This window comes from Blautia sp. St.27G3 (genome assembly GCF_059728505.1).
The window spans coordinates 100,445-123,800 of record NZ_BAAGFO010000002.1 but is presented as its reverse complement, the minus strand read 5'-3'; the positions used below and the strand labels follow the sequence as shown (position 1 = coordinate 123,800).

General features: G+C 44.4%; 20 protein-coding genes and 4 pseudogenes. 6 read left to right on the top strand and 18 right to left on the bottom strand.

The genetic code is table 11. From position 1 onward, the window contains the following. Window positions 1-11 precede the first annotated feature (11 nt). The 13 genes and pseudogenes from mutS to AC6I2O_RS10065 form a co-directional block, all read right to left on the bottom strand. Entirely contained in the window at window positions 12-2,660 is a 2,649-nt protein-coding gene (mutS, locus tag AC6I2O_RS10125) for a DNA mismatch repair protein MutS (RefSeq protein ID WP_497742575.1), read from the bottom strand. Between the two features lie 70 nt (window positions 2,661-2,730). Then, the gene (gene miaB / locus AC6I2O_RS10120; RefSeq protein ID WP_120392019.1) at window positions 2,731-4,182 is read right to left on the bottom strand and encodes a tRNA (N6-isopentenyl adenosine(37)-C2)-methylthiotransferase MiaB; all 1,452 of its coding nucleotides are present in this window, start codon (window positions 4,180-4,182) and stop codon (window positions 2,731-2,733) included. A 51-nt stretch (window positions 4,183-4,233) separates the two neighbouring features. Beyond that, window positions 4,234-5,469, bottom strand: coding sequence for a glutamate-5-semialdehyde dehydrogenase (locus tag AC6I2O_RS10115; RefSeq protein ID WP_497742971.1), 1,236 nt, complete (start codon window positions 5,467-5,469; stop codon window positions 4,234-4,236). A 90-nt stretch (window positions 5,470-5,559) separates the two neighbouring features. Then, window positions 5,560-6,030: pseudogene (locus AC6I2O_RS10110) on the bottom strand (5-formyltetrahydrofolate cyclo-ligase); the annotation flags it as partial. Next, complete coding sequence (locus tag AC6I2O_RS10105) at window positions 6,011-6,229, bottom strand: DUF896 domain-containing protein (RefSeq protein WP_120392303.1); 219 nt, start codon at window positions 6,227-6,229, stop codon at window positions 6,011-6,013. The pseudogene AC6I2O_RS10110 and the gene AC6I2O_RS10105, both read right to left, overlap by 20 nt. A 29-nt stretch (window positions 6,230-6,258) precedes the next feature. Beyond that, complete coding sequence (proB, locus tag AC6I2O_RS10100; RefSeq protein WP_120392017.1) at window positions 6,259-7,065, bottom strand: glutamate 5-kinase; 807 nt, start codon at window positions 7,063-7,065, stop codon at window positions 6,259-6,261. Window positions 7,066-7,086: 21 nt separating this feature from the next. Continuing rightward, window positions 7,087-8,745: a putative polysaccharide biosynthesis protein gene (locus AC6I2O_RS10095; RefSeq protein ID WP_120392016.1), complete on the bottom strand. Its 1,659-nt coding sequence runs from the start codon at window positions 8,743-8,745 to the stop codon at window positions 7,087-7,089. Between the two features lie 18 nt (window positions 8,746-8,763). Then, complete coding sequence (locus tag AC6I2O_RS10090) at window positions 8,764-8,952, bottom strand: DUF3048 C-terminal domain-containing protein (RefSeq protein ID WP_497742574.1); 189 nt, start codon at window positions 8,950-8,952, stop codon at window positions 8,764-8,766. 61 nt (window positions 8,953-9,013) lie between these two features. Further along, a pseudogene (locus tag AC6I2O_RS10085) lies at window positions 9,014-9,703 on the bottom strand (DUF3048 domain-containing protein); the annotation flags it as partial. A gap of 191 nt (window positions 9,704-9,894) precedes the next feature. Beyond that, window positions 9,895-10,392, bottom strand: a complete 498-nt coding sequence (gene ybeY / locus AC6I2O_RS10080; protein ID WP_120392015.1) for an rRNA maturation RNase YbeY — start codon at window positions 10,390-10,392, stop codon at window positions 9,895-9,897. A gap of 26 nt (window positions 10,393-10,418) precedes the next feature. Continuing rightward, window positions 10,419-11,438 carry a PhoH family protein gene (locus AC6I2O_RS10075; RefSeq protein ID WP_120392014.1) on the bottom strand — a complete coding sequence of 340 codons (1,020 nt, stop codon included), beginning with the start codon at window positions 11,436-11,438 and terminating at the stop codon, window positions 10,419-10,421. Then, on the bottom strand, window positions 11,425-12,663 hold the full coding sequence (locus tag AC6I2O_RS10070; protein WP_120392013.1) for a sporulation protein YqfD: 1,239 nt from the start codon (window positions 12,661-12,663) through the stop codon (window positions 11,425-11,427). Before AC6I2O_RS10070 ends, AC6I2O_RS10075 begins: the two co-directional genes overlap by 14 nt. A 16-nt stretch (window positions 12,664-12,679) precedes the next feature. Further along, on the bottom strand, window positions 12,680-12,994 hold the full coding sequence (locus AC6I2O_RS10065; RefSeq protein WP_120392012.1) for a YabP/YqfC family sporulation protein: 315 nt from the start codon (window positions 12,992-12,994) through the stop codon (window positions 12,680-12,682). Between the two features lie 152 nt (window positions 12,995-13,146). Here AC6I2O_RS10065 and AC6I2O_RS10060 point away from each other — a divergent pair, with 152 nt between their 5' ends. After that, on the top strand, window positions 13,147-14,313 hold the full coding sequence (locus tag AC6I2O_RS10060; RefSeq protein WP_120392011.1) for a phosphoglycerate dehydrogenase: 1,167 nt from the start codon (window positions 13,147-13,149) through the stop codon (window positions 14,311-14,313). A gap of 136 nt (window positions 14,314-14,449) precedes the next feature. Here the strand turns inward: AC6I2O_RS10060 and AC6I2O_RS10055 are convergent, their stop codons facing one another. Continuing rightward, entirely contained in the window at window positions 14,450-14,884 is a 435-nt protein-coding gene (locus AC6I2O_RS10055; protein ID WP_497742573.1) for a hypothetical protein, read from the bottom strand. Window positions 14,885-15,075: 191 nt separating this feature from the next. On the opposite strand from AC6I2O_RS10055, the gene AC6I2O_RS10050 reads away from it, so the two are divergent. From AC6I2O_RS10050 to AC6I2O_RS10035, 4 genes and pseudogenes are all read left to right on the top strand, one after another. Then, window positions 15,076-16,605 (top strand): hypothetical protein, encoded by a 1,530-nt coding sequence (locus AC6I2O_RS10050; RefSeq protein ID WP_497741803.1) that lies wholly within the window; start codon window positions 15,076-15,078, stop codon window positions 16,603-16,605. Window positions 16,606-16,868: 263 nt separating this feature from the next. Further along, window positions 16,869-18,398, top strand: a complete 1,530-nt coding sequence (locus AC6I2O_RS10045; protein ID WP_497741803.1) for a hypothetical protein — start codon at window positions 16,869-16,871, stop codon at window positions 18,396-18,398. Between the two features lie 293 nt (window positions 18,399-18,691). Next, complete coding sequence (locus AC6I2O_RS10040) at window positions 18,692-19,033, top strand: transposase (protein WP_120393883.1); 342 nt, start codon at window positions 18,692-18,694, stop codon at window positions 19,031-19,033. Further along, window positions 19,030-19,278: pseudogene (locus AC6I2O_RS10035) on the top strand (IS3 family transposase); the annotation flags it as partial. The gene AC6I2O_RS10040 and the pseudogene AC6I2O_RS10035, both read left to right, overlap by 4 nt. 52 nt (window positions 19,279-19,330) lie before the next feature. Here the strand turns inward: AC6I2O_RS10035 and AC6I2O_RS10030 are convergent. After that, a protein-coding gene (locus AC6I2O_RS10030; RefSeq protein ID WP_497741782.1) for an IS3 family transposase occupies window positions 19,331-20,475 on the bottom strand; the annotation gives its coding sequence in 2 pieces (ribosomal slippage) (window positions 19,331-20,232 and window positions 20,232-20,475; 1,146 coding nt in all). 75 nt (window positions 20,476-20,550) lie between these two features. On the opposite strand from AC6I2O_RS10030, the pseudogene AC6I2O_RS10025 reads away from it, so the two are divergent. Next, window positions 20,551-21,216, top strand: a pseudogene (locus AC6I2O_RS10025) (IS3 family transposase); the annotation flags it as partial. A 308-nt stretch (window positions 21,217-21,524) separates the two neighbouring features. On the opposite strand, the gene AC6I2O_RS10020 reads toward AC6I2O_RS10025, so the two are convergent. From AC6I2O_RS10020 to AC6I2O_RS10010, 3 genes are all read right to left on the bottom strand, one after another. After that, window positions 21,525-22,166: a hypothetical protein gene (locus tag AC6I2O_RS10020; RefSeq protein WP_120392010.1), complete on the bottom strand. Its 642-nt coding sequence runs from the start codon at window positions 22,164-22,166 to the stop codon at window positions 21,525-21,527. Between the two features lie 69 nt (window positions 22,167-22,235). After that, window positions 22,236-22,370: a hypothetical protein gene (locus AC6I2O_RS10015; protein ID WP_497742571.1), complete on the bottom strand. Its 135-nt coding sequence runs from the start codon at window positions 22,368-22,370 to the stop codon at window positions 22,236-22,238. Window positions 22,371-23,211: 841 nt separating this feature from the next. Beyond that, on the bottom strand, window positions 23,212-23,340 hold the full coding sequence (locus AC6I2O_RS10010) for a hypothetical protein (protein WP_497742570.1): 129 nt from the start codon (window positions 23,338-23,340) through the stop codon (window positions 23,212-23,214). Window positions 23,341-23,356 lie beyond the last annotated feature (16 nt).

The following is a 23,356-nucleotide window of genomic DNA, read 5'->3' as shown; positions in this document are numbered from 1 at the left end:
TCCTCCCGGTATTACCACCTGTTTTTCAGCTTATTTTGCAGATGATAGATTGTATTGAGCGCATCAATCGGCGTCAGATTCGACACATTGATCTCCTGCAGCTCCCGGATCACATCCGATTCACTGACTGTATCAAACAGTGACATCTGGTCCATATCGACCGGATCATATTTTTTCGGTTTTGCTTTTTTGGCCTTCTGACTGTCTGCGCCAATCTCCTGTACCTTGACTGTAATATCCGCATTTGTCAGCTCTTCCGCAAGTTCCTTTGCACGCCCGATCACACTTTCTGGTACTCCGGCCAGCTTCGCCACCTGAATACCGTAACTTTTATCTGCGCCGCCCTTGATAATCTTTCTCAGAAAAACAATATCGTCCCCTTTTTCCTTGACTGCTATGCAGTAATTGTTCACGCCCGGAAGCTTGCCTTCCAGCTCGGTCAGCTCATGATAATGCGTGGCAAAAAGCGTCTTTGCCCCGAGAAGCTTTGGATTGCTGATATGCTCCACAACTGCCCAGGCAATGCTCAGCCCGTCAAACGTGCTGGTTCCACGCCCGATCTCATCCAGAATCAGCAGACTGTTTCTGGTCGCATTGCGCAGGATATTCGCCACCTCAGTCATTTCAACCATAAATGTACTCTGTCCGCTTGCCAGATCGTCCGAAGCGCCAACTCTCGTAAAAATCCGGTCTGCCAGACCGATTTTGGCACTGGCTGCCGGTACAAAGCTGCCGATCTGCGCCATAAGAACAATCAGGGCTGTCTGGCGCATATAAGTAGATTTTCCCGCCATGTTCGGACCTGTGATGATCGAAACACGGCTTTTTGTATTGTCAAGATACGTGTCATTGGCAATGAACATATCGTTCGGAATCATCTTTTCCACAACAGGATGCCGTCCGCCTCTGATGTCAATCAAGCCCTTTTCATTCACAGACGGCTTGACATAGTTGCTGCGCTCTGCCACCAGCGCCAGGGATGCAAATACGTCAATCCCCGCCACTGCCTTTGCAGTCTGCAAAATCCGCACAATCTCCTGCGCCACTTTATTTCGAAGCTCAACATAAAGACCGTATTCCAATGAAAACAGCTTATCCTCTGCTCCGAGAATCATGTCTTCGAGTTCTTTTAATTCCGGAGTGATATAGCGTTCCGCGTTCGCGAGCGTCTGTTTGCGCGTATAATAATCCGGAACCATATCACGGTATGAATTTGTGACCTCCAGATAATAGCCAAACACCTTGTTAAATTTGATTTTTAAAGTCTTAATGCCTGTCTTTTCGCGCTCCTGCGCTTCCAGCTGAGCCAGCCAGTTCTTTCCCTCCGTCTTGGCATTGCGCAGCTTGTCTACTTCCTCATGGTAGCCTTCTTTGATAATGCCTCCATCGCGGATTCCGATCGGAGGCTCCTCGACAATCGACGCATCAATCAACTGACACAGATCAGCCAGTTCATCCAGCTCTGCCTCCAGCTTACAAAGCAGCGGCGCTTTCAGGCTTTTCATCAGATACTTGATGTGCGGAAGCATGGAAAGAGAAGTCTTGAACGCAATCATGTCACGCGGATTTGCGCTCTGATAGCTGATACGGCTGATCAGACGTTCCAGATCGTAAACAGGATTCAGGTATTCCCGGATCTCTTCTCTGGTAATGGCATTGTTTTTCAACTCTTCCACTGCATCAAGTCGCGCCTGAATCTCCTCTTTTTCAATCAGCGGCTGTTCTACATATTTGCGCAGCAGACGGGCTCCCATGGCTGTCTTTGTCTTATCCAACACCCATAAAAGCGATCCCCTCTTATTTTTTTCGCGCAAAGTTTCACACAGCTCCAGATTACGTCTCGTAGAACTGTCTAAAATCATATATTTGCCAATCGAATAAGGGGTAAGCTGTGTAAGATTTGCAATGGAAGTTTTCTGTGTTTCCATCAGATATTTCAAGAGTGCGCCAGAAGCAATCACACCGCAGTTATAGTCGGATATCCCAAGCCCGTCGAGCGCGGAGACGTGAAACTGTTCCTTTAGGAGCTGGGCGCACATCGCGTCGTCAAAATACCAGGAATCCAGCGCATACACGGTAATCCCCAGACGTTCTTTCATATCCTCCAGATCAATTCCGCTGACATAAAAAGAGTGATTGCAGATAATCTCAGACGGAGAAAACTTCATAATCTCATCAAAAAGTTTCCGCTCACCGTCTAGCTCAGTCACCAAATACTCTCCTGTTGTAATGTCAGCCACGGAAATCCCGTACCGGTCTGCCATGTATACAATACACATCAGATAATTATTTTTCGTCTCATCCAGCGCCTGCGTATTTAAATTCGTGCCTGGTGTGACAATGCGGATCACCTCGCGTTTTACGATTCCTTTTGCCTGTTTCGGATCCTCGACCTGCTCACAGATCGCTACTTTATAGCCCTTTGCTACAAGCTTGTTCAGATATCCATCCACCGCATGATGCGGTACGCCGCACATCGGCGCGCGCTCCTCCTGACCGCAGTCCTTGCCGGTCAGAGTGATCTCCAGTTCCTTTGATGCAGTCAGCGCATCCTCGAAAAACATTTCGTAGAAGTCGCCCAGACGGTAAAACAGGATACAGTCTCGATACTGCTCCTTTGTCTGCATGTATTGCTGCATCATTGGGGTTAATTGTGCCATTTTTTCTCCTTCTGTATGGGGACTGTTGCAATAAAAATTTTTTCATGCAGACAGCCCCGGTTTCTGTGAATTATTGAATCATGGATTCTCCAAGATAATAAAATCCTTTGCATTCCTTCAGATGTACATCTACAATCGTTCCGATCATCTCTTTATTACCCGGAAAATGGACCAGCAGGTTATTGCTGAGCCGTCCTGTGACCAAGGAATCATCCTGCTCATTTTGCTGTTCAACCAGAACCGGCAAAACCTGTCCCTGCACTTTTTCTGACTGCTCTTTTGAAATCTCCTGCACCAGTGCGAGAAGCCGGTTAAAACGGTCTTTTACAACATCGCCAGGCACCTGATTTTCCATCGCAGCAGCCGGTGTCCCGGTTCGTTTGGAATAGATAAACGTAAAGGCACTGTCATAACGCACTTTGCGCACAACGTCCAGCGTCTCCTGGAAGTCTTCCTCACGCTCCCCCGGAAATCCTACAATAATATCCGTTGTAATGGAAATATCCGGCATGGCTTCCCGTATTTTTGCGGCCAGAGCCAGATATTGCTCCTTCGTGTAACGGCGGTTCATCTTTTTCAAAATCTCAGTACTTCCCGACTGCAGCGGCAAATGCAGATGACGGCAGATTTTTTTGGAATCCTTCATCACTGCAATCAGATCATCCGACAGATCTTTTGGATGCGAAGTCATAAACCGAATCCGCTTCAGTCCATTGATCTGCTCTACCATTTGAAGAAGCTGTGCAAACGAAACCGGCTCCTCCAGATTTTTTCCGTAAGAATTCACGTTCTGTCCGAGCAGCATGACCTCAACTACCCCGTCTGCCACCAGACCTTCAATCTCCCGGATAATATCCTCCGGCTTCCGGCTCCGCTCCCGGCCCCGTACATACGGCACAATGCAATAGCTGCAGAAATTGTTGCAGCCGAACATGATATTCACTCCGGATTTAAAAGGATAAGTTCGTTCTGCCGGTAAGTCCTCCACAATCTTGTCCGTATCCTTCCACAGATCCATCACCATGCGGTCAGATTCCAGAGCAGTCACCAGAAGCTCTGCAAATTTAAAAATATTGTGGGTTCCAAATACAAGATCTACATAACGGTAGCTTGTCCGGATTTTCTCTGCTACATCCGGCTCCTGCATCATACAGCCGCAAAGGGCGATTACCATCTGCGGATTCTTTTTCTTAAGACCTGAGAGATAACCAAGATGTCCATATACCTTCAGATTTGCATTTTCCCGCACAGTACACGTGTTGTACAAAACAAAATCTGCCTCCTCCGTTTTCGTCAGCTCATACCCGATATTTTCCAGGATACCGCGCATTTTTTCTGAATCACGTTCATTCATCTGACAACCAAAGGTCTGAATACATGCGGTTGGACGCCTCTTGTTCTTTGTTTCAAATTCCTGTACCCATTTTCGGCATTTCGCCATAAAATAATATTGCCGTACCGGCTCTTGTGCCGGTGCCTCCTGGGTCAGATCTATTCTGTCTAAATCAATTTCGTTGTACATGTTTATTGACTTTTATCCCTTCTGCCATACAAATTTTAAAAGAAACAGTTTTTACCGCGTCTGTCCATTTCCGAAAATGATATATTTTGTGGTTGTCAGCGCTTCAAGTCCCATCGGACCGCGCGCATGGAGCTTCTGCGTACTGATGCCAATCTCAGCTCCAAAACCAAATTCGAATCCATCCGTAAACCGCGTGGATGCATTTACATAGACGGCTGCCGCGTCAATCTCATCGAGAAACCGCATGGCATTTGCGTAATCCTTTGTTATGATCGCCTCCGAATGCCCGGTATTGTAACGGTTGATGTGCGCAATCGCTTCCTCAATCGACGATACAGTCTTTACAGAAAGAATATAGTCAAGATATTCTCTGCTCCAATCCTCTTCTGAAGCAGGCACGCCTCCATCTATACAGGAAAGCGCCTGCTTATCACAGCGCAGTTCTACGTTATGCGCATCGAGCTTCTGCTTCAGTACAGACAAAAATACTTTTTCGATTTTTTCGTGGACAACGATCGATTCACATGCGTTGCAGACGCCAATTCGCTGTGTCTTGGCATTGTTTATGATATCTGCCGCCATCTCAAGATCTGCCGTTTCGTCCACGTAAATATGGCAGTTTCCGGTTCCTGTTTCAATTACCGGAATTGTACTGCCTTCCACCACCGCGCGAATCAGCCCGGCACCGCCGCGTGGAATCAGAACATCCACATACTGCTTCAGTTTCATAAAACGGGCCGTTGTCTCGCGGTCCGTCACCCCGATCAGCTGCAGTGCGGCAGACGGTATGCCGCAGTCCTGAAGCGCGTGACACAGGACATCCACAATTGCCCGGTTTGAATGGATTGCATCGCTTCCCCCTTTGAGAATCACTGCATTTCCTGTTTTAAAACAAAGTCCGAACGCGTCTGCCGTCACATTTGGTCTGGATTCATAGATGATGCCGACCACGCCGAGCGGAACCCGTTTTTTGCCAATCATCAGGCCATTCGGACGCTTTTTCATTTCCATAATCTCGCCAACCGGATCATCCAGTCTCGCGATCTGCCGCAGCCCTTCACTCATTCCCTCGATCCGGCTGTCATTAAGTAACAAACGATCCACCAGTCCTTCCGGCATCTGGTTTTCTCTTGCCTTTTGAATATCCTGTGCATTTGCGTCCAGAATTTTTCCTCGGTACTGTTCAAGATACTCCGCTGCTTTTAAAAGAGCCTGATTTTTGGCTGCCGTAGAGAGCTTTCGCAGCTGAGGCTCCGTTTCTTTTGCAGCCTGTCCAATTGATTCCAAAAGAACATTCGAATCAGCGAAAAAACGCTCTTCCGTTATAAGATACTGTGGAAAAATATCGTGGACATCCGCAGGCACTTCTTCCATCATCTGGAATTCAAATGCCGCGGCAAGTGTTGTATGCTTCTGATGCTGCGAAAGATATCTGTCATAGAACCCTTTTCCATAGCCACAACGATGGCGCTGCTGATCAAATCCGACACCCGGAACGATCAGCAGCGCTTCTTCATCTGCTGCCTCTGCTGTACCAGCAACCGGCTCCGGAATGTCAAAGTAACCCGGAGCGGTATCTTCATAGGAAGTTATATAATAATAATTCATATCCTCCCCGCATACCCTCGGAGCCGCCACTTTCTTTCCAAGTCTCCATGCCTCCTCAATCAACGGCTCTGTAGAGACCTCACCTTTGCACCCCATATAAACAAAAATACAGGAAGCTTTCTGAAACGCTTCCATTTTCATGATCTGCTCACAGATGATCCGGCTCTTTGTTTCCACTTCCGTCTGAGAAAGTGTCTTTCGCTTTGCTGCAACCAGCTTTCTAATGTCCTTTTTTTCCATATTTTTCACCCAGATTTTCAATTTTTCCATCTTTGTTTACAATATCAATCTGATCGAGCTGACCTCGCAGATTTGCACGTACTGCCGCAATATATTCCGATCGGAGCTCTGCCTGCTCCTTTCGCTCTGCCTCTGTCAAACCTTCCGCCTTTGCTTTTCTCGCAAGTGCATTGATTCTGTCCAGTTTTTTGTTATCCATACTTTCTTCCAACCTGCTTTCTGTAAATATCATTCACAATCTTTGCCGAGAAACAGCGTTCCGATAGCCGCTCCCTGTAAAATGCGGTGTATCACATGGAAATCCCCGCCGTTTGCAATCACCATATCTGCACCGGAAGCAGTCGCAATTTTCGCAGCCGAGAGCTTTGTCGCCATTCCCCCGGTGCCGACGTCGCTTCCACTGCCTTTTCCCATAAGCATAAGCCGTTCATCCAACGCTTCCACTAAATCTATAAACTCCGCTCCTGGATTCTTCCGCGGATCGTCGGTATATAACCCATCAATATCTGACAGAAGAATAAGTAGATCTGCGCCAACCAGCGCGGATACAATGGCAGACAGCGTATCATTGTCGCCAAACTGAATTTCATATGTAGAAACCGTATCGTTCTCGTTTACAATCGGAATCGTCCCAAGCGCCAGAAGCTCTTCAAATGTATTGCAGGCATTGTTTCTGCTCACTTCATCTGTCATTGTATTTTTAGTCATGAGTACCTGAGCCGCCCTGTGTCCATATTCACTAAACAGCTTCTGGTAGATCATCATCAGCTGCGCCTGTCCAATCGCCGCACAAGCCTGTTTCTCAGACACTTTGACCGGCCTGTGATGGAAACCGATGGCCTGGCGTCCCACTGCGATTGCTCCGGAAGACACCAGGATGACATCCTTTCCCATATTTTTTATGTCACAGAGCTCCCGCACCAAAATCTCGAGCTTTGTCAGATTCAAAGCTCCTGTTTCGCTGTGCGTAATTGAAGAGCTTCCGATTTTAATGATGATTCGTTTTTTATCTTTTAATTTTTCTCTGTAGTTCATACTCTTCCTCATATATTCCACTTATTTGATCAGCCCTGTTTTTCGAAGCATCCGAACAATCAGATATCCCTTCGGGAAGGAAGAAATCTCCTCAATCGTAACGCCCTTAAATGAAACAAGACCGATTCCGTAAACGACAATTCCCACAAGAATAGCGATAACCGTTGACACTGTATTTCCGGCAAACAGGCTGAATACAAAATATACGAGATAAACCGCTCCTGCCATAATGATTGATACGATACCCGGTACAACAAATGTCTTATACCATTCCTGGCGGTAGCTGATGAAGCGCCGAATCGACATTGCATTCAGTATACAGACCACCAATGCAAAGAAAATGTTGGAATACACTACTGCATAGATATTCAGATTAACCGTAGTCAACAGGAAATACAGCAAAACAAAATGCAACCCAAGCGCAATGCTACAGTTAATGAGCGGCTGTCGGAGCTGCCCGAGTCCCTGCAGTATATTTGTAGTCAGTGTAGAAAGAGAATAAAAAATAATCATCAATGCACCGGCCTGCATGATTCCGGCAGAAAGTGCCGCCCCTGTCTGCTGGCGGAACAGCATGAGAACGATCGGTTTTGACAAGGCAGCCATACCGACTGCACATGGGATCGTCAGAAGCATCGTAAACCGAATGGACATCCGGATCTTCCGTCTTGCCTCACTGCGGTTGCGATTCGCCATGGCTGCGGTCAGCGTCGGAACAATTGATGGCCCCATACTTGAAGCAAGCGCCAGAGGAACGTTCATCAGTACCCGAAACTGGCCGGAGTAAATTCCCCATATAGCTCCATACTGTGCGTCCGTATATCCCTGACCCAGCAGCGCCTTGTTAAAAATACCCTGATCCGCCACATTGCTGATATTATAAATAACCGCGCTCAGAATGACCGGCAAAATGGTCATAACCAGCTCGCGGTAAATTTTTTGCATAGATTCCGGTCTTGAATTCTGATCACGGCGCATATTCCGCCGCAGCGTCCCCTTCTGAAGACTGTAAACAGCCATCATAAACAGAAGCGCAACCGTAATGCTGACCACCGTACCAAACGTTCCACCAGCAGCGCCCCAGGCAGGACCAAGAGAATCATTTCCCTCTTTCGCAGCCAGAGACATTCCGTAGTCAAACATGATATTGGCACAGATCAATGTCACAGCAGCGTTTACAATCTGCTCGATCACCTGCGAAACAGCTGTCGGAACCATGGTAGAATAGCCCTGAAAATATCCGCGGAAGGTACCGATAATCGCAGAAATAAAGATGGCCGGAGCAAGCACGCGCAGGCCATACACCGCCAGTTCAAAAGACATCAGATATTTTGTGATAATCCCGGCAAACACATAAGTAATCAGTGCAAGAGAGCCTCCGATCAAAAGCGCAAACCGCACCGCGCACAGGAAAACCCTGTGTGCATTGCGGTATTCTCCCTTATGCACTCTCTCTGAAACCATTTTCGATACGGCCAGCGGTAAGTTAAAACAGGAAATCATCAAAACGATCGCATAAATCTCGTTCGCTGTAGAATAATAACCGTTTCCTTCATTCCCCAGGACATTCTGGAGCGGAAAGCGGTATACCATGCCGATAATCTTAGCCAGTATCGCCGCCACCGCCAAAATGGTCCCTTGCACCAAAAAGTTATTTCGACTTTTTCTTTTCTCTTTCACGTCAGACCTCTTAAGCTCTTAGTTCGCATTTCCCGTAAAGGATGCCATATCCGGGTAACACTGTACCTTGCTGCTCTCAGAATCCAGTACAATGCAGACCCACGTTTTCCCCTGATTCAGGGTAATCTGATTCCCGTCTGCGTCGTAGTAGCGTGTAGGGCTGAAATTCGCGGTTGCAAACGGAATCTGCTGTCGTCGCACCCTCATCCTTGCGCCAGGTCACATCCACTGCCTTTCCTTTGGTGATGTACTTTCCACTGCCTCCGCTTACAACATCAACGTCAAGATAGGTGTCTGAGTCCACCTGCGTTTTCCAGGAACAATACTGAACCAGAATATTATCATAGGTCAGCGGCTCGCCCGTTGTTTTATCAATGTGCGGCTCCCCGAACTGATATCTTGTATACTTTCCTGTTGCCTCATCATAGACAAAGTATGCATTATTATAATCATACCCCGGAGAAAATACTACGGCGTCCTGTCCATTTTCCAGAAGAACCGGCGCACCATCCGCCGCAAACTGATAATGTCCGTTCTGCGCAGTATAAGTATCGCTATATTCTCTCGAATATCCCCTGAAATCAATCCCCTTCTGAATCTTATCATAATTGGAAAATACATTGTGCGGAGCCGGAAAATCATCGCCTCTGTAGTATACTAGATCCCCCTCTCCCTTTCCGGCATCCTCAAGTCCGGATAAATTCAAAGTGTCGTCACGCCATAAAAGCTCCAGTGCATACCATGCCTGTCCGAAATGCATATAAAAAGAATCAAATTCCCGGGCAAAATATACATAGTATTCCCGGCAGCTTCGTATCGAACCAATGCGCTCCACATCCTGATAATCCTCAAAAATACCCATCAGTCTCGTAATACCGCCTTCTACCGGGGCCTCATATACCACATCTGCATTGCCAATGCCCGACTGTGGCAGCGCATCGTAAATATTATTTAACATTACAGAAATCGGACGCACTCTTCCCACTGTCTCCGGCACCAGTTTTCCGGTCAGATAGCTTCGTACCATCCCATTGGTCTCAGCCGCCCCTGCACTGATCCCGCCACCAAAACAAGAAACTGCCATCGCAGCAGCCATAACACCTGCCGCTACTTTTTTTAAAGATCCTTTTTTCATGATCCATTCCTCCTTTATCTTCGAATATCAAGTTGTGTCAATATTTCTTCCTGAAGCCGCTCCATTTCTCGTGCTTCTTCCTCGGTCATATGATCATACCCCATCAGATGAAGCATGCTATGCGTGAGCAAAAAAGCATACTCCCGTTTTGTACTGTGCCCATATTCTTTTGCCTGTTCCAGAACCTTATCCGCAGAAATAACGATATCCCCCAATAAAAGCTCCCCGGTATCCGGTTCAAAGCAATCCATCCCACACTCCTCAAGAACAGAAAAATCCCCAGGATGCTCATAAGAAACCATAGGAAATGACAGCACATCGGTCGGCCGGTCAATCTCACGGTGCATCAGATTCATCTGATGAATTTCGTCATTATTGGTGATCAGAACATTTACCTGCGCTTCATATGGACAGTTCATATAGTCTAACGAACAGAAAATAACTGTTTCTGCAATCTCTTTGAGATCAAGCCCGAGATCCTGTCCGTATTCATTTTCAAAATCTACCGTCATACTTCACCTCTTTGCCGATACATATCCTACTGTCTTCCGCCCTTTCCATTTGTCCGGGTACGGTTGTCACTGCGGTTTTTCCGGCTTTGTTCTTTCTTCTCATATGCTTCATATGCGTTTACAATCTTCTGCACCAGCGGATGGCGCACAACGTCAAGGCTTGTCATGGTGCAAAAGCTGATATCATCTACTTTTGAAAGCACTCTGATTGCGGTATCCAGACCGGAAGGCGCTCCCACCGGTAAATCCTTCTGCGTCAAATCTCCGGTCACAACCACCTTGGAACCAAAACCGATTCTGGTTAAAAACATTTTCATCTGTGCCGGGGATGTATTCTGCGCCTCGTCAAGAATAATAAACGCATTGTCCAGCGTACGACCGCGCATATAAGCCAGAGGCGCGACCTCAATCAGCCCCTTTTCCATATTTTTCATGAAACTGTCCGGTCCCATAATCTGATACAATGCATCGTATAACGGACGAAGATACGGATCAACCTTGCTCTGCAAATCTCCAGGAAGGAACCCAAGCTTCTCTCCTGCCTCAATTGCCGGCCTAGTCAAAATAATGCGGCCGACCTCATCATTCTTAAAGGCCGTAATGGCCATTGCCATCGCCAGGTAAGTCTTTCCAGTACCAGCGGGTCCTGTTCCGAATACAATCATCTTTTTGCGGATTGCGTCAACGTATGCCTTCTGGCCCAGGGTTTTCGGCTTGATCGGTTTTCCATTTATCGTATGGCAAATGCAGTCGCTGTCGATCTCCACCAGCGACGGTTCTCTTTCTTCCATAGATAATGCGATCGAATAGTCGACATTCTGCTCTGTGATCTGTGTGCCTCTTGCGGAAAGCTCATACAGGCCTTCCAGTATCTTCTTGGCACGGACCGTTCCTGTCGGACTTCCCAGAATCTTGATTTCCCCGTCGCGGTTCAAAACCGTCACCTGGTAGGCCCTCTCTATCTTTTTTACATACTGATCAAACTGACCAAATATATTCTGAACGTGCTCCGCTGGAATACGAAGCGACATTTCAACCATACTCATTCTGCTGTAATTCCTCCTCCATGCTGTCTGTTTTCACCCGGCTGACCGCATTTTCCCCGGTCGTCAGAATGCCTGACGCGATGGCAGACTTTTCAGTCCATTCTATTCTAACATCATTTTCAAATATTTGAACCCCCTTTTCATTTAAATTTTGCACAAAATACCTGAAATTTCTATTAAGAATCTCTTTTGCCTGCTCCTTCGTATACTGGATTTCTTTGTTTTCATATTCTCTTGCCGTAAATTTCTGTATGTAAAACGGCAGGTAAAAGTTATCCGAAATACGCAGCTGTGTCAGACTGGACACAGTATCATACTGTGCAAAAGATCCGAAAGAATCCGGCAATGAAAACGGTGTATCGCCGATGCGAAACAGCCAGCTGATTTTTTCACGCCCTGTATATTCTTTTTCTTCTCCAACAAGGGGCAATTCATCCTGATAGGTACGTTGTGTTTTGATAACGATATCCGCATCAGAAGCCACATACTGATACGCCGCAATTTCCTGACTGTCATTGTAAATCGGCAATGCGCCTGAAACGAGAATTGTCCCTCTTTCCACCTCATCTCCTACCTTTACAAGCGGCGTGCCGCGGCGCACATAAATAGATTCCACCGTTCCGGAACAGGAAGCTGCCAGACTGGAAGGTTCTGTTTTGTTTTGGATATCCTCTTCCGACTCTTCTTTTAGAATTCCCTCTTTTACATGGATTACAAGCCGCGTACCCTTCAGTTCTGCGGCCACCCAGGCAAATTCATGAAAACAGTTCCGGATATCAGCGGCAAGCTCCTTACAATCCACCTGTGATTTCCACATGCCGTGGTATATCCCTGCATTGCTCAGATACTCAAAGATCACATCGTCTGTCTGCGACAGATTCCCATCTATGGAAATATTCCAGATATGCGCGGAAAGCCAGAACAAAAAGGCCATAGCTGCCGCAATTCCCAGAACATATACTTTCCGTTTTCTGTTTCGATGTATAAAAAAAGGAAGGCCATGACGCTCAGTAATTTTAACGGCTGCATGGCTTTTCCTGACAATTGTTTTCAGTTTTTTAAAGTCCTTTCGGGCAATAAACGCTTCATATGCCTCCCCGACAGGAAGCAAATTCCAAAGTACAATGTCATGATAAGCACAAAGATTTAAAAAACGGTCGTAATGATTGCCAGCAATCCGTATCCGGACATAACCTCGAAAAAAATCAGTGATGCGTTTTTCCATATGTTCCCCCTGAAAATCACAGATACTCTACTTTGTCAATAAAACCAGAAATCTCAATTTCCTCCTTTGAATAATTTTCAATCACCAGGCGCCGTCCTGTAATACAGATTTTTCTACACTTGGTGATCAGACGGATTTCTTCTGTCGTATAAGAGGAAATCCCTTTAAAATTTTCCACAATAAGACGTTCCTGTCCCTGCATGGAAACAAGAATATTCCCTTTTGTCAAATCTTCCGGAAGCTGCATGGCACGAACCAATCCGTTCAAACGCGATTTTTCACCGGACTCTTTTTTCCGGCGTGTTGTGTTATGTACATGTTTTCCAGCCATGATTTTTTCCTCTCATCCTAAAATATAAAACAACACTTTTGTTGTAAAGCATATGTACTTTTGGGAAATTTTATGATAAGATATGCGTTAAAGCTTTGTCGTGACGGCCTGTGTTGCCGCACACGGCCATTACAGAAAAAGAGGAGTACATTATGACAAAAATTCATTGCCTGAATTCCATTTCAAAAGTGGGAACACAGAACCTTAAGGAAACATATGAAATGACAGACAGCCTTCAGGATGCAGACGCCGTTCTCGTACGAAGCGCAAACATGCATGAACTGGAGCTGTCAGATCGTCTTGTGGCAATTGCCCGCGCCGGAGCCGGCGTAAACAACATTCCGCTCGACAAATGTACCGAACAGGGCATTGTTGTATTCAATACCCCAGGGGCTAACGCAAACGGCGTAAAAGAGCTGGTGCTTGCAGGAATGCTTCTGGCTGCCAGAGACATCGACGGCGGAATCAACTGGGTCCGCGAAAATAAAGACGACAAAAATATCTCCAAAGATATGGAAAAAAGCAAAAAGAATTTTGCCGGAACAGAGATCAAAGGAAAAACGCTCGGCGTAATCGGCCTGGGCGCAATCGGTATTGAAGTGGCCAATGCAGCCGATTCCCTCGGTATGCACGTATATGGCTATGACCCGTTTCTGTCTGTAAGCGGCGCACTTCGCCTGTCCCGCCATGTAAAGGTCGTTGAGCAGACCTCTGCTATTTTTGAAAACTGCGATTATATCACACTGCATGTGCCGCTTCTCGATTCCACCCGCGGTATGATCAACAAAGAAGCCTTTTCATCCATGAAGGATGGCGTCGTAATCCTCAACTACGCGCGCGATCTTCTCGTAAACGATGATGATATGGCAGAGGCACTCGAAAGCGGCAAGGTAAAACGCTACATGACAGATTTCCCGAACGAGAAAACCGGCCGCATGGTCAATGTTATCGCAACGCCGCACCTTGGCGCTTCCACTTCAGAATCAGAAGAAAACTGTGCCGTCATGGCTGTCGATGAGCTTCAGGACTTCCTGGAAACAGGCCGCATCCGTAACTCTGTGAACTATCCGAGCTGCTCTCTCCCGCCGGAGAAATGCGCCTGCCGTATCTGCATCATGAATGTAAACAAGCCGAACATGATTGTCCGCTTTTCCTCCATTCTCTCCGATGCAGGCATCAACATCCCGAACATGACAAACAAGAGCCGCGGAGATGTTGCCTATACCCTGATCGACTGCGACACCATGCCGGGTGAGGAACTGATCAATCTGATCCGCAGCGTGGACGGGGTCAAAAAAGTTCGTGTGATTTATTATTAATTAGATCCAAGATTTTGCTGATTTTCGGGGCTGCTGCTTTCACAATTAAAGGATTGTGAAACGGCAGCTGCAGTCAATAAGCCGCCAATTCAAAACGCTGTACTCCCCTCTTAATGAATCAACACTGCCCTATTTTTTAAAGACTTATCAACTCGTCCATCACCTCTTTTGGATGCTCTTGCAGTAACGGGCGGATAGCATATTCTCCGGTAAATCGTTTTGTTAATTCTTTCAAAAATGAAAGTGATAAAATCCAGTCTTCATTTCCATATCGTTCAACATACCTGCCAATAGGCCATAGCCACCATCCAAAATTAAACATTCCTTCAGACTGTTCTAATTCAGGCCCCAGCATATTGAAAAATGCTTGAATATTTTTTGAGTAATCATCTGCCATGCTTTCTTGCATAGCATCCACAATATAATCGAACCTTGCAAATAACTCTTTGTCGTCAAGTCTGCCAATTAAAGAATGACAAAAGGCTTTTTCGTCAAAGTCTGGCATCACTAAAAGTATCTTTTGAGCAAGACTAAAAATATAGTCATCATTATAATGCTCTTTATGTTTCATGCCCGTTTTCTCCTTATGAATTATTACCGATATTATAACATACCGCAGCCGCTGGCTGCAATCAAACTATAAAAACAAAAGAATCATCCTATTCGTAGATGCACGTGCTATAATGCACTTATACGGTATCTGCGTACCAATCCATCGGGAACTAAATTCCCCTGCAAGCATTCATACGAAAGGATGATCCTATGAACACTATTTTAGAACAATATAAAGATAAAATCAATGGCACATTCTCCTTTTTTGACAGGATGATCATCAAAGGCCATATCCGCCAGTTCTTTTCCACTTCCGGAAAAGGATTTTTCCTCTCTGAACAAAATGTCCTGCTTAAAGATTTTTCGTCTTATGCCAATCAGGTAACTGCGGATATTGTCTCCTATGCAGAAAATATGGCTGCTTCTGATAAACGGCCTTTGATTTACCTTACATCTTCTAAAACTTCAAAGGAACAGGCAGCTTTACAGGCTCTTGAAGAACATCCGGTGGATGAGGGCCTCATCTGTATCCTCTCAGTAGTGGAATACTGCCAGACTCTGCAGCCTAAAAAACATGACAACGGGCTGCTTTCCCTTGACACAGTAAACCGCAAATGCAAATACTATTACTTCTATTTCCTTGATAAGCATTTCGGCTTCATGCATGTCAAGCTCCAGACATGGTTCCCTTTTCTTATCCAGGTCTATATCAATGGGCGGGAATTGATGAAGCATGTCTTTGAGCAAAACGGCATCTCTTACCAGATGTATGACAACTCCTTTTACGAAATCAGCGACATAAAAAAGGCACAGGAGCTTGCCGACAGGTTTGATTCCAAAAGCCTGTGCAGGCAGCTTGACCTCTTTGCACATAAAGTGAACCCTTATCTTGATACGATTGAAAAAACCTTCCACCAGGGATACCACTGGTGTGTGGATCAATGCGAGTACGCTACCGATGTTATGTTTAAGAGCCGGGAGGCTTTGGAGGATATTTATCCATCCCTGGTAGGCCACGCATTCTATGACTTCAACTGTACGGATATTTTTTCTTTTCTTGGGCGTAAACTTCACCATAAGTTTCAGGGAGAGGCAGTCTCCGATTACCGTAAGCGCCCAGAAGGCTGGAGGATTAAATTCAAAATGAAGTCCAACAGTATCAAGATGTATGATAAATTCAGCTGCCTGCGGGTAGAAATGACCATTAATGACCCGAGGGAATTCAAGGTCTATAAGGATGTACAACATGAAGACGGAACTACATCCAAACGGTGGGTTCCCATGGGTAAGTCTATCGCTAACTTATACCGGTATGCTGAAATTTCCAAAGCAGCAAATAAGCGTTTTCTGGATTCCATGCAGAACATAATCCCGGCAAAAACCATTGAAAAGGAGATCAACAGTATCTGTTGTCGGAAAAAACTGGGAGGGAGAAACTACAGCGGATATAATGTCTGGTCTGCCGAGACGTTTCTTCTCTTTGAGTCCGTTTCGGATGGGAAATATCTCATCCGTGGGTTTACGAACAGGGAAATCCGCCATTCAACCAATAGGGCTAATCCCGATTCTGCCAAGGTAAAAGGAAAAACCAGCAGGGAATTTACAAAATTAAGGGCGCATGGACTGATTCGGAAAGTTCCTCATTCAAGAAGGTATCTGGTCAGCGATAAAGGACGCCGTGTAATGGGTGCGCTGATCGAAACCAAAAGAAAAATCTATCCGGAACTTGTAGCAAAATAAACATCCAGCCTGTTAATATTCTTTGAAAAACCTGCCTGACGGACAGGTAGAATACTTGTGTTTTCATACAGGTATTACTGTTTTATTTTTATGTTTTTCTAAATCAATAGCATACCGCAGCCGCTGGCTGCAATCAAACTATAAAAACAAAAGAATCATCCTATTCGTAGATGCACGTGCTATAATGCACTTATACGGTATCTGCGTACCAATCCATCGGGAACTAAATTCCCCTGCAAGCATTCATACGAAAGGATGATCCTATGAACACTATTTTAGAACAATATAAAGATAAAATCAATGGCACATTCTCCTTTTTTGACAGGATGATCATCAAAGGCCATATCCGCCAGTTCTTTTCCACTTCCGGAAAAGGATTTTTCCTCTCTGAACAAAATGTCCTGCTTAAAGATTTTTCGTCTTATGCCAATCAGGTAACTGCGGATATTGTCTCCTATGCAGAAAATATGGCTGCTTCTGATAAACGGCCTTTGATTTACCTTACATCTTCTAAAACTTCAAAGGAACAGGCAGCTTTACAGGCTCTTGAAGAACATCCGGTGGATGAGGGCCTCATCTGTATCCTCTCAGTAGTGGAATACTGCCAGACTCTGCAGCCTAAAAAACATGACAACGGGCTGCTTTCCCTTGACACAGTAAACCGCAAATGCAAATACTATTACTTCTATTTCCTTGATAAGCATTTCGGCTTCATGCATGTCAAGCTCCAGACATGGTTCCCTTTTCTTATCCAGGTCTATATCAATGGGCGGGAATTGATGAAGCATGTCTTTGAGCAAAACGGCATCTCTTACCAGATGTATGACAACTCCTTTTACGAAATCAGCGACATAAAAAAGGCACAGGAGCTTGCCGACAGGTTTGATTCCAAAAGCCTGTGCAGGCAGCTTGACCTCTTTGCACATAAAGTGAACCCTTATCTTGATACGATTGAAAAAACCTTCCACCAGGGATACCACTGGTGTGTGGATCAATGCGAGTACGCTACCGATGTTATGTTTAAGAGCCGGGAGGCTTTGGAGGATATTTATCCATCCCTGGTAGGCCACGCATTCTATGACTTCAACTGTACGGATATTTTTTCTTTTCTTGGGCGTAAACTTCACCATAAGTTTCAGGGAGAGGCAGTCTCCGATTACCGTAAGCGCCCAGAAGGCTGGAGGATTAAATTCAAAATGAAGTCCAACAGTATCAAGATGTATGATAAATTCAGCTGCCTGCGGGTAGAAATGACCATTAATGACCCGAGGGAATTCAAGGTCTATAAGGATGTACAACATGAAGACGGAACTACATCCAAACGGTGGGTTCCCATGGGTAAGTCTATCGCTAACTTATACCGGTATGCTGAAATTTCCAAAGCAGCAAATAAGCGTTTTCTGGATTCCATGCAGAACATAATCCCGGCAAAAACCATTGAAAAGGAGATCAACAGTATCTGTTGTCGGAAAAAACTGGGAGGGAGAAACTACAGCGGATATAATGTCTGGTCTGCCGAGACGTTTCTTCTCTTTGAGTCCGTTTCGGATGGGAAATATCTCATCCGTGGGTTTACGAACAGGGAAATCCGCCATTCAACCAATAGGGCTAATCCCGATTCTGCCAAGGTAAAAGGAAAAACCAGCAGGGAATTTACAAAATTAAGGGCGCATGGACTGATTCGGAAAGTTCCTCATTCAAGAAGGTATCTGGTCAGCGATAAAGGACGCCGTGTAATGGGTGCGCTGATCGAAACCAAAAGAAAAATCTATCCGGAACTTGTAGCAAAATAAACATCCAGCCTGTTAATATTCTTTGAAAAACCTGCCTGACGGACAGGTAGAATACTTGTGTTTTCATACAGGTATTACTGTTTTATTTTTATGTTTTTCTAAATCAATAGCATACAAACAATCTGTATGTTAATGAGCTTTCAGTATTTATATCGGATTATGGAGGGAGTGCACAAACCGCAAGCAATTCGGGTATGGCCACACTCCGAAATTTTGATGTTGTATCATTTTAGTTGACACCTTACACTCAAGGATTTGATGTATAATCAAAGAGAAATAAGGAGGCAACTACAATGGCAAAAAAACAACGGAAATACGACATGGAATATAAAATCCAAGCCGTAAAATTAGCAAAAGAGCTTGGCGGTGCAAAAGCTGCAGCCGAGTTAGGTATCCCTGAAAACACTATATATGCGTGGACAAAGGCTGCCAGAGAGGGAAGACTGAATGTCGGTTCCGGCTCACATACTCCGGAAACTGCCTTGAATCTTGCAGAAGAACTGGCTCTCCTACGCAGACAGGTCAAGGAGCAGGAAAAGGAAATCCGCCGCCTGAAAGAGGAAAACGAATTTCTCGAAGAGGCAAGCGCTTTTTTCGCCGCCAGCCGTCGGAAGTCTGCAAAAGGCAGAGAATGATGTTCCTTGCCATAAAAACCAAGGACGGCGTTATAAAGGGAAAGATTTCTTTCTACTGCCGGATGCTGAAAGTAACCCGGCAGGGATTTTATAAATATCTGGCAGACAAAGACCGTCCGTGGAAATACCAGCAGTTAGCTGATGCCATGAGGACAGTCGTGTCTGAGGATGAATGCAACGACACTTACGGACGGATCCGTATGTATCAGGCGCTTCTTTTAAAACAGACGGAAGGTGTCCACCTGTTGTGGTCAAGCATTTTTGTAACGCTTATGACTAAAAAAATCAGCTTTTAATTTAAGATGCAAACCGTACCTGATAAGGGGTGCGGTATCCATTATAGCTGTGAGGGCGGATGTGATTATACGTGACATAAGCAAATTCTTCCACTGCCCGATACAGTGCCTCCTCTGTCTGGAAATCGTACAGATTCACACATTCATTTTTCAATGTATTGAAATATCTTTCCATAGGGGCGTTGTCATATGGACATCCTGCTTTGCTCATACTCTGTGTCACATGGACAGATTCACAGAATTCTACAAATGCCTTTGACGTATACTGGGAACCCTGATCGCTGTGGAGTATCAGTTCTCCATTGATCCGGGACTGTGATTCCAGTGCTTTCTTCAAAGTCCGGATAGCAAGACTGCTGGTGATCTGGCGGTCTGTCTCGCTTGCAATGACACTCCGGTCATACAGGTCAACAATGCTGCAATTGTAGCGCACTTCTCCATTTTTCAAAAACAGATACGTGAAATCTGTACACCACTTCTGATTCGCCCTGCCTGCACAAAACTTTTGCTGCAGCCTGTTTTCAAAGATTTTGTGCGGTTTTTCACGCCGGCAGCCCGGTTTCTTTGGGCGGACAAGGGAATACAGCCTCATTTCCGTATTCATGTACTTATGTACGGTAACCGTGCTGTAATGGCAGCCCCTGCGCGCCAGATAGACAGTCATGGTCCGGTATCCTGCTACCCCGTTATGCACATGGTAAATTTCCCTGATCTGCGCTTTTACTGCTTCTTTTTGGGCATGATAAGCCGCCTTCCGGTGTTTCCGGTAGTTGTAATACGCATTCGGACAGATGCCAAGCCGCCTTAGCAGCCAGCGGACCCCGAATTCTCTGTGATGTTCTTCTATAAACCGATAAGCCTCTAATCGATTTCTTTTGCGAAGAATGCCGCTGCTTTTTTTAGAAACAGGTTCTCCTTTCGGAGCTCCTCATTTTCTCTTTTGAGCTTAAGCATCTCCTTCATGTTATCATACTCTGTTTTTGTATCGGGGCTTGTCCGGCATTCTTCTTTGAATTCATTGCACCAGCGGCGCAGCGTTTCTTTGGAGATGTTATACTCCGCGGTGATGCTTTTGATTGTTCTTCCTTCTTCCAAACGGAGACGGACAATCTTTTTCTTAAACTCGGGAGTGTAATTCTGTGGCATAATAGGTACCTCTTTTCTTGTGATTTTGATTATATCTTATTAGCCACTTCTGTTACAACCTTACTTTATCACAACAACCTTCCCAGTGAACGCACTGTCTACCGCATCATGGAAGAGATCGGGCTGAGCCATCGCCCGAAACACAGACCAAATGGGATCACCAAAGCAGATCGTGAGGCGCGTAAATCTGAGGACCTGCTGAAAAGGGATTTCAAATCCAGGGAACCACTCAAAAAATGTATCACGGACATAACCGAGATCAAAGCAAGAGATGGAAAACTCTATGTATCTGCCATATTTGACTGTTTCGATGCTGCAGTTCTGGGCATGGCAATGGATACAAACATGAAAGCCGTACTATGCGAGCGTACGCTTACCAATGCGGTCCGGTCTTACCCGGCGCTCAGGGGAGCCATCATCCATTCTGACCGTGGATCTCAGTACACCAGTGAGACCTACCGCAGGGCAGTAGCAAAGTATGGCATTCTCCAGAGCATGAACAGCGCCGGCGGACGCTGCCATGACAATGCCCGTTGCGAGAGCATGTGGGCTCGGATGAAGGAAGAACTCATCTATGGGAGGCATGACACAGAAAAAATGACAGTAGAGGAACTGAAAACCCTCATCTGGAGATATTTCATCAGTTATTGGAACAACAGGAGGATATGCTCTTCCAATGATGGGCTTCCTCCTATGGTCAAGCGGCAGAGATATTATGAAGCTCTGGATACTGCTGCTTAGGCATTGATATCCTTGCAAAAAAAGTGTCAACCAATATTGACAATATCATTTTGGCTGGGCCCGTTGGCCCGCAAAAATACTTGTTGGGGAGCCTCCCCACCCCCGGCTCTTTGGGACTAAATGCCCCAAAGAGATTGGCTGCGTCACCGCCGCTATTGCGTCTGTTCCTTATTCGTCTGTTAGCATTTTGTGGAACAAATAGGGCATATTGTGTTTTGTCAAAATTCTTTTGTTTTCGCGTTCCTAATAAGAGCTATCATATGTAACAGACTCGCCATCCGAGAACATTTCTTTGATTAGATATTACATTATACTGATACTGAAACTGTTCCATCACCTTTATCAAATATTACCTGAACAAAAAACTCTCTTTTACCATTGTAACATTCTATTAGGGTACATATCTTATTTAAAAAATCTTTTTCAGTCCATAACATTGTATTAACAAACAATTTATGTTTTATATCAAATTTAAAATACTCTTCATCAAACTCGTACCCCAGTTTTACTAATTCTAGAATTTCTCTTTCTAAAATATTATTTATCGTTTGAGGCGTCTCCATTTTTTTATCATAAATATCATGTAATGACATAATTTCTGAATTCATTAGTCTTTCGCCATTTAAATATTTCGTAATGGAGCATTCCAAAGACTGTAAATTGTTCTCTATAAATTTTTCTGGAATCCGCATGACAAACATAAACGAGCCGCACATATTTCCCTTTAATATTGCACTTAGTCTATTTAACAGTTCTTTACAACTTTCCCCATCTAAATCTTCAATTTCCATTAACTCTACTAAAATTCCCCATAATACTAAATTTTTTAGATCCATAAGACTTCCATTTAATATTTTATGTAATAACTTTACGCATTGATTGTAGAGCTCCTCTTTTGAAATTTCATTTAATAAATATTGTTCTATATAACTATCTAATAATCTCTTCATTAATATTTCGCTCTTTCTATTAAGTTTCCATTACCTTTTCCAATTGCTTGGATTCTCTCCTTCTTTTTTTCAAAAATTCTTTAAAATCATTACTTTTTCCTTATCTTTTCTGACAAGTTTATCTTCTCTAGGATTTCCTCCCTCTGGTCGATCTTTTTTATAATAATGATCTGTTCCTGTAAGCAGAGCTTTTTTCAGCATCATATTTCTGATGTTTCAGCGGCGCTTTTTGTCGCCGATGCGAAGATAAATAACATTTACTCTCAAATTACAGACCAATATCAAATACCAAAATATTGTGATGTGTACCGGCACTGAAGGAAAACTATTCTCGGCAAAAAAATGCTAGCAACAAAAAAGCATACCATGAAAAACATAATGCTGAATATATCTTTTGCATAATTCTACCTTGCATGAACTACGGACACTCGGGATCTCGCGTATTCCCAATCCTGAAAAAATTCACTCCGCATTATTCAGCAGAACCTGGAGCATCTTCTTGATGGTATTGCTATTTGTAAAGCACAATCAAAATTTCATACCTTAAAATCAACACTGTAATTGCAAGTATACAGTCATAAACCACTTTCCCAAAGACAACTAAGGTCTGAATAAACGTATCCTAAAGATTGTGTAAATCCTATATTTTTTATTTTATCAAAAGCATCTTTAAAACACTATATCCTGAAAAAACTAAACACGCTCCATTATTTTAATCAAAGAGGAGCTGCATAATTAATCTCATCCCATAAATATTCTATATTAGAAAACCTTAAACTTATATAACACCGGAAGGATTCTTTCTTTGTCTTAATCCACACGACAAACATTCCTGCTCCAGTACAATAATATTCTTCCAATACTACGCATTTCCATTTTTGGGATTTAAGTTTATTATAAAATTTCTGCGGAGTAATATCATAACATTTTCCCGAATCCCTTTTTTTCCACTTTACTGAAAATATCTCAATACTATCCTTATTACACCCATGAATAATCACACAAGCTTTATTGGTCCGAAAGTATTCTCCACTACTACAATCTTTCAAAAAAAACTATCATTTAAAAATTCAATTATTACTTTGTCTTTTTCTGCTTCTAATCCAGTTATATCGCAATCTGTTAAAATAATATCTGGATATTTATTTAATTCTTTTTGACTCCATTTTATCATACGCTCACTCCTTATA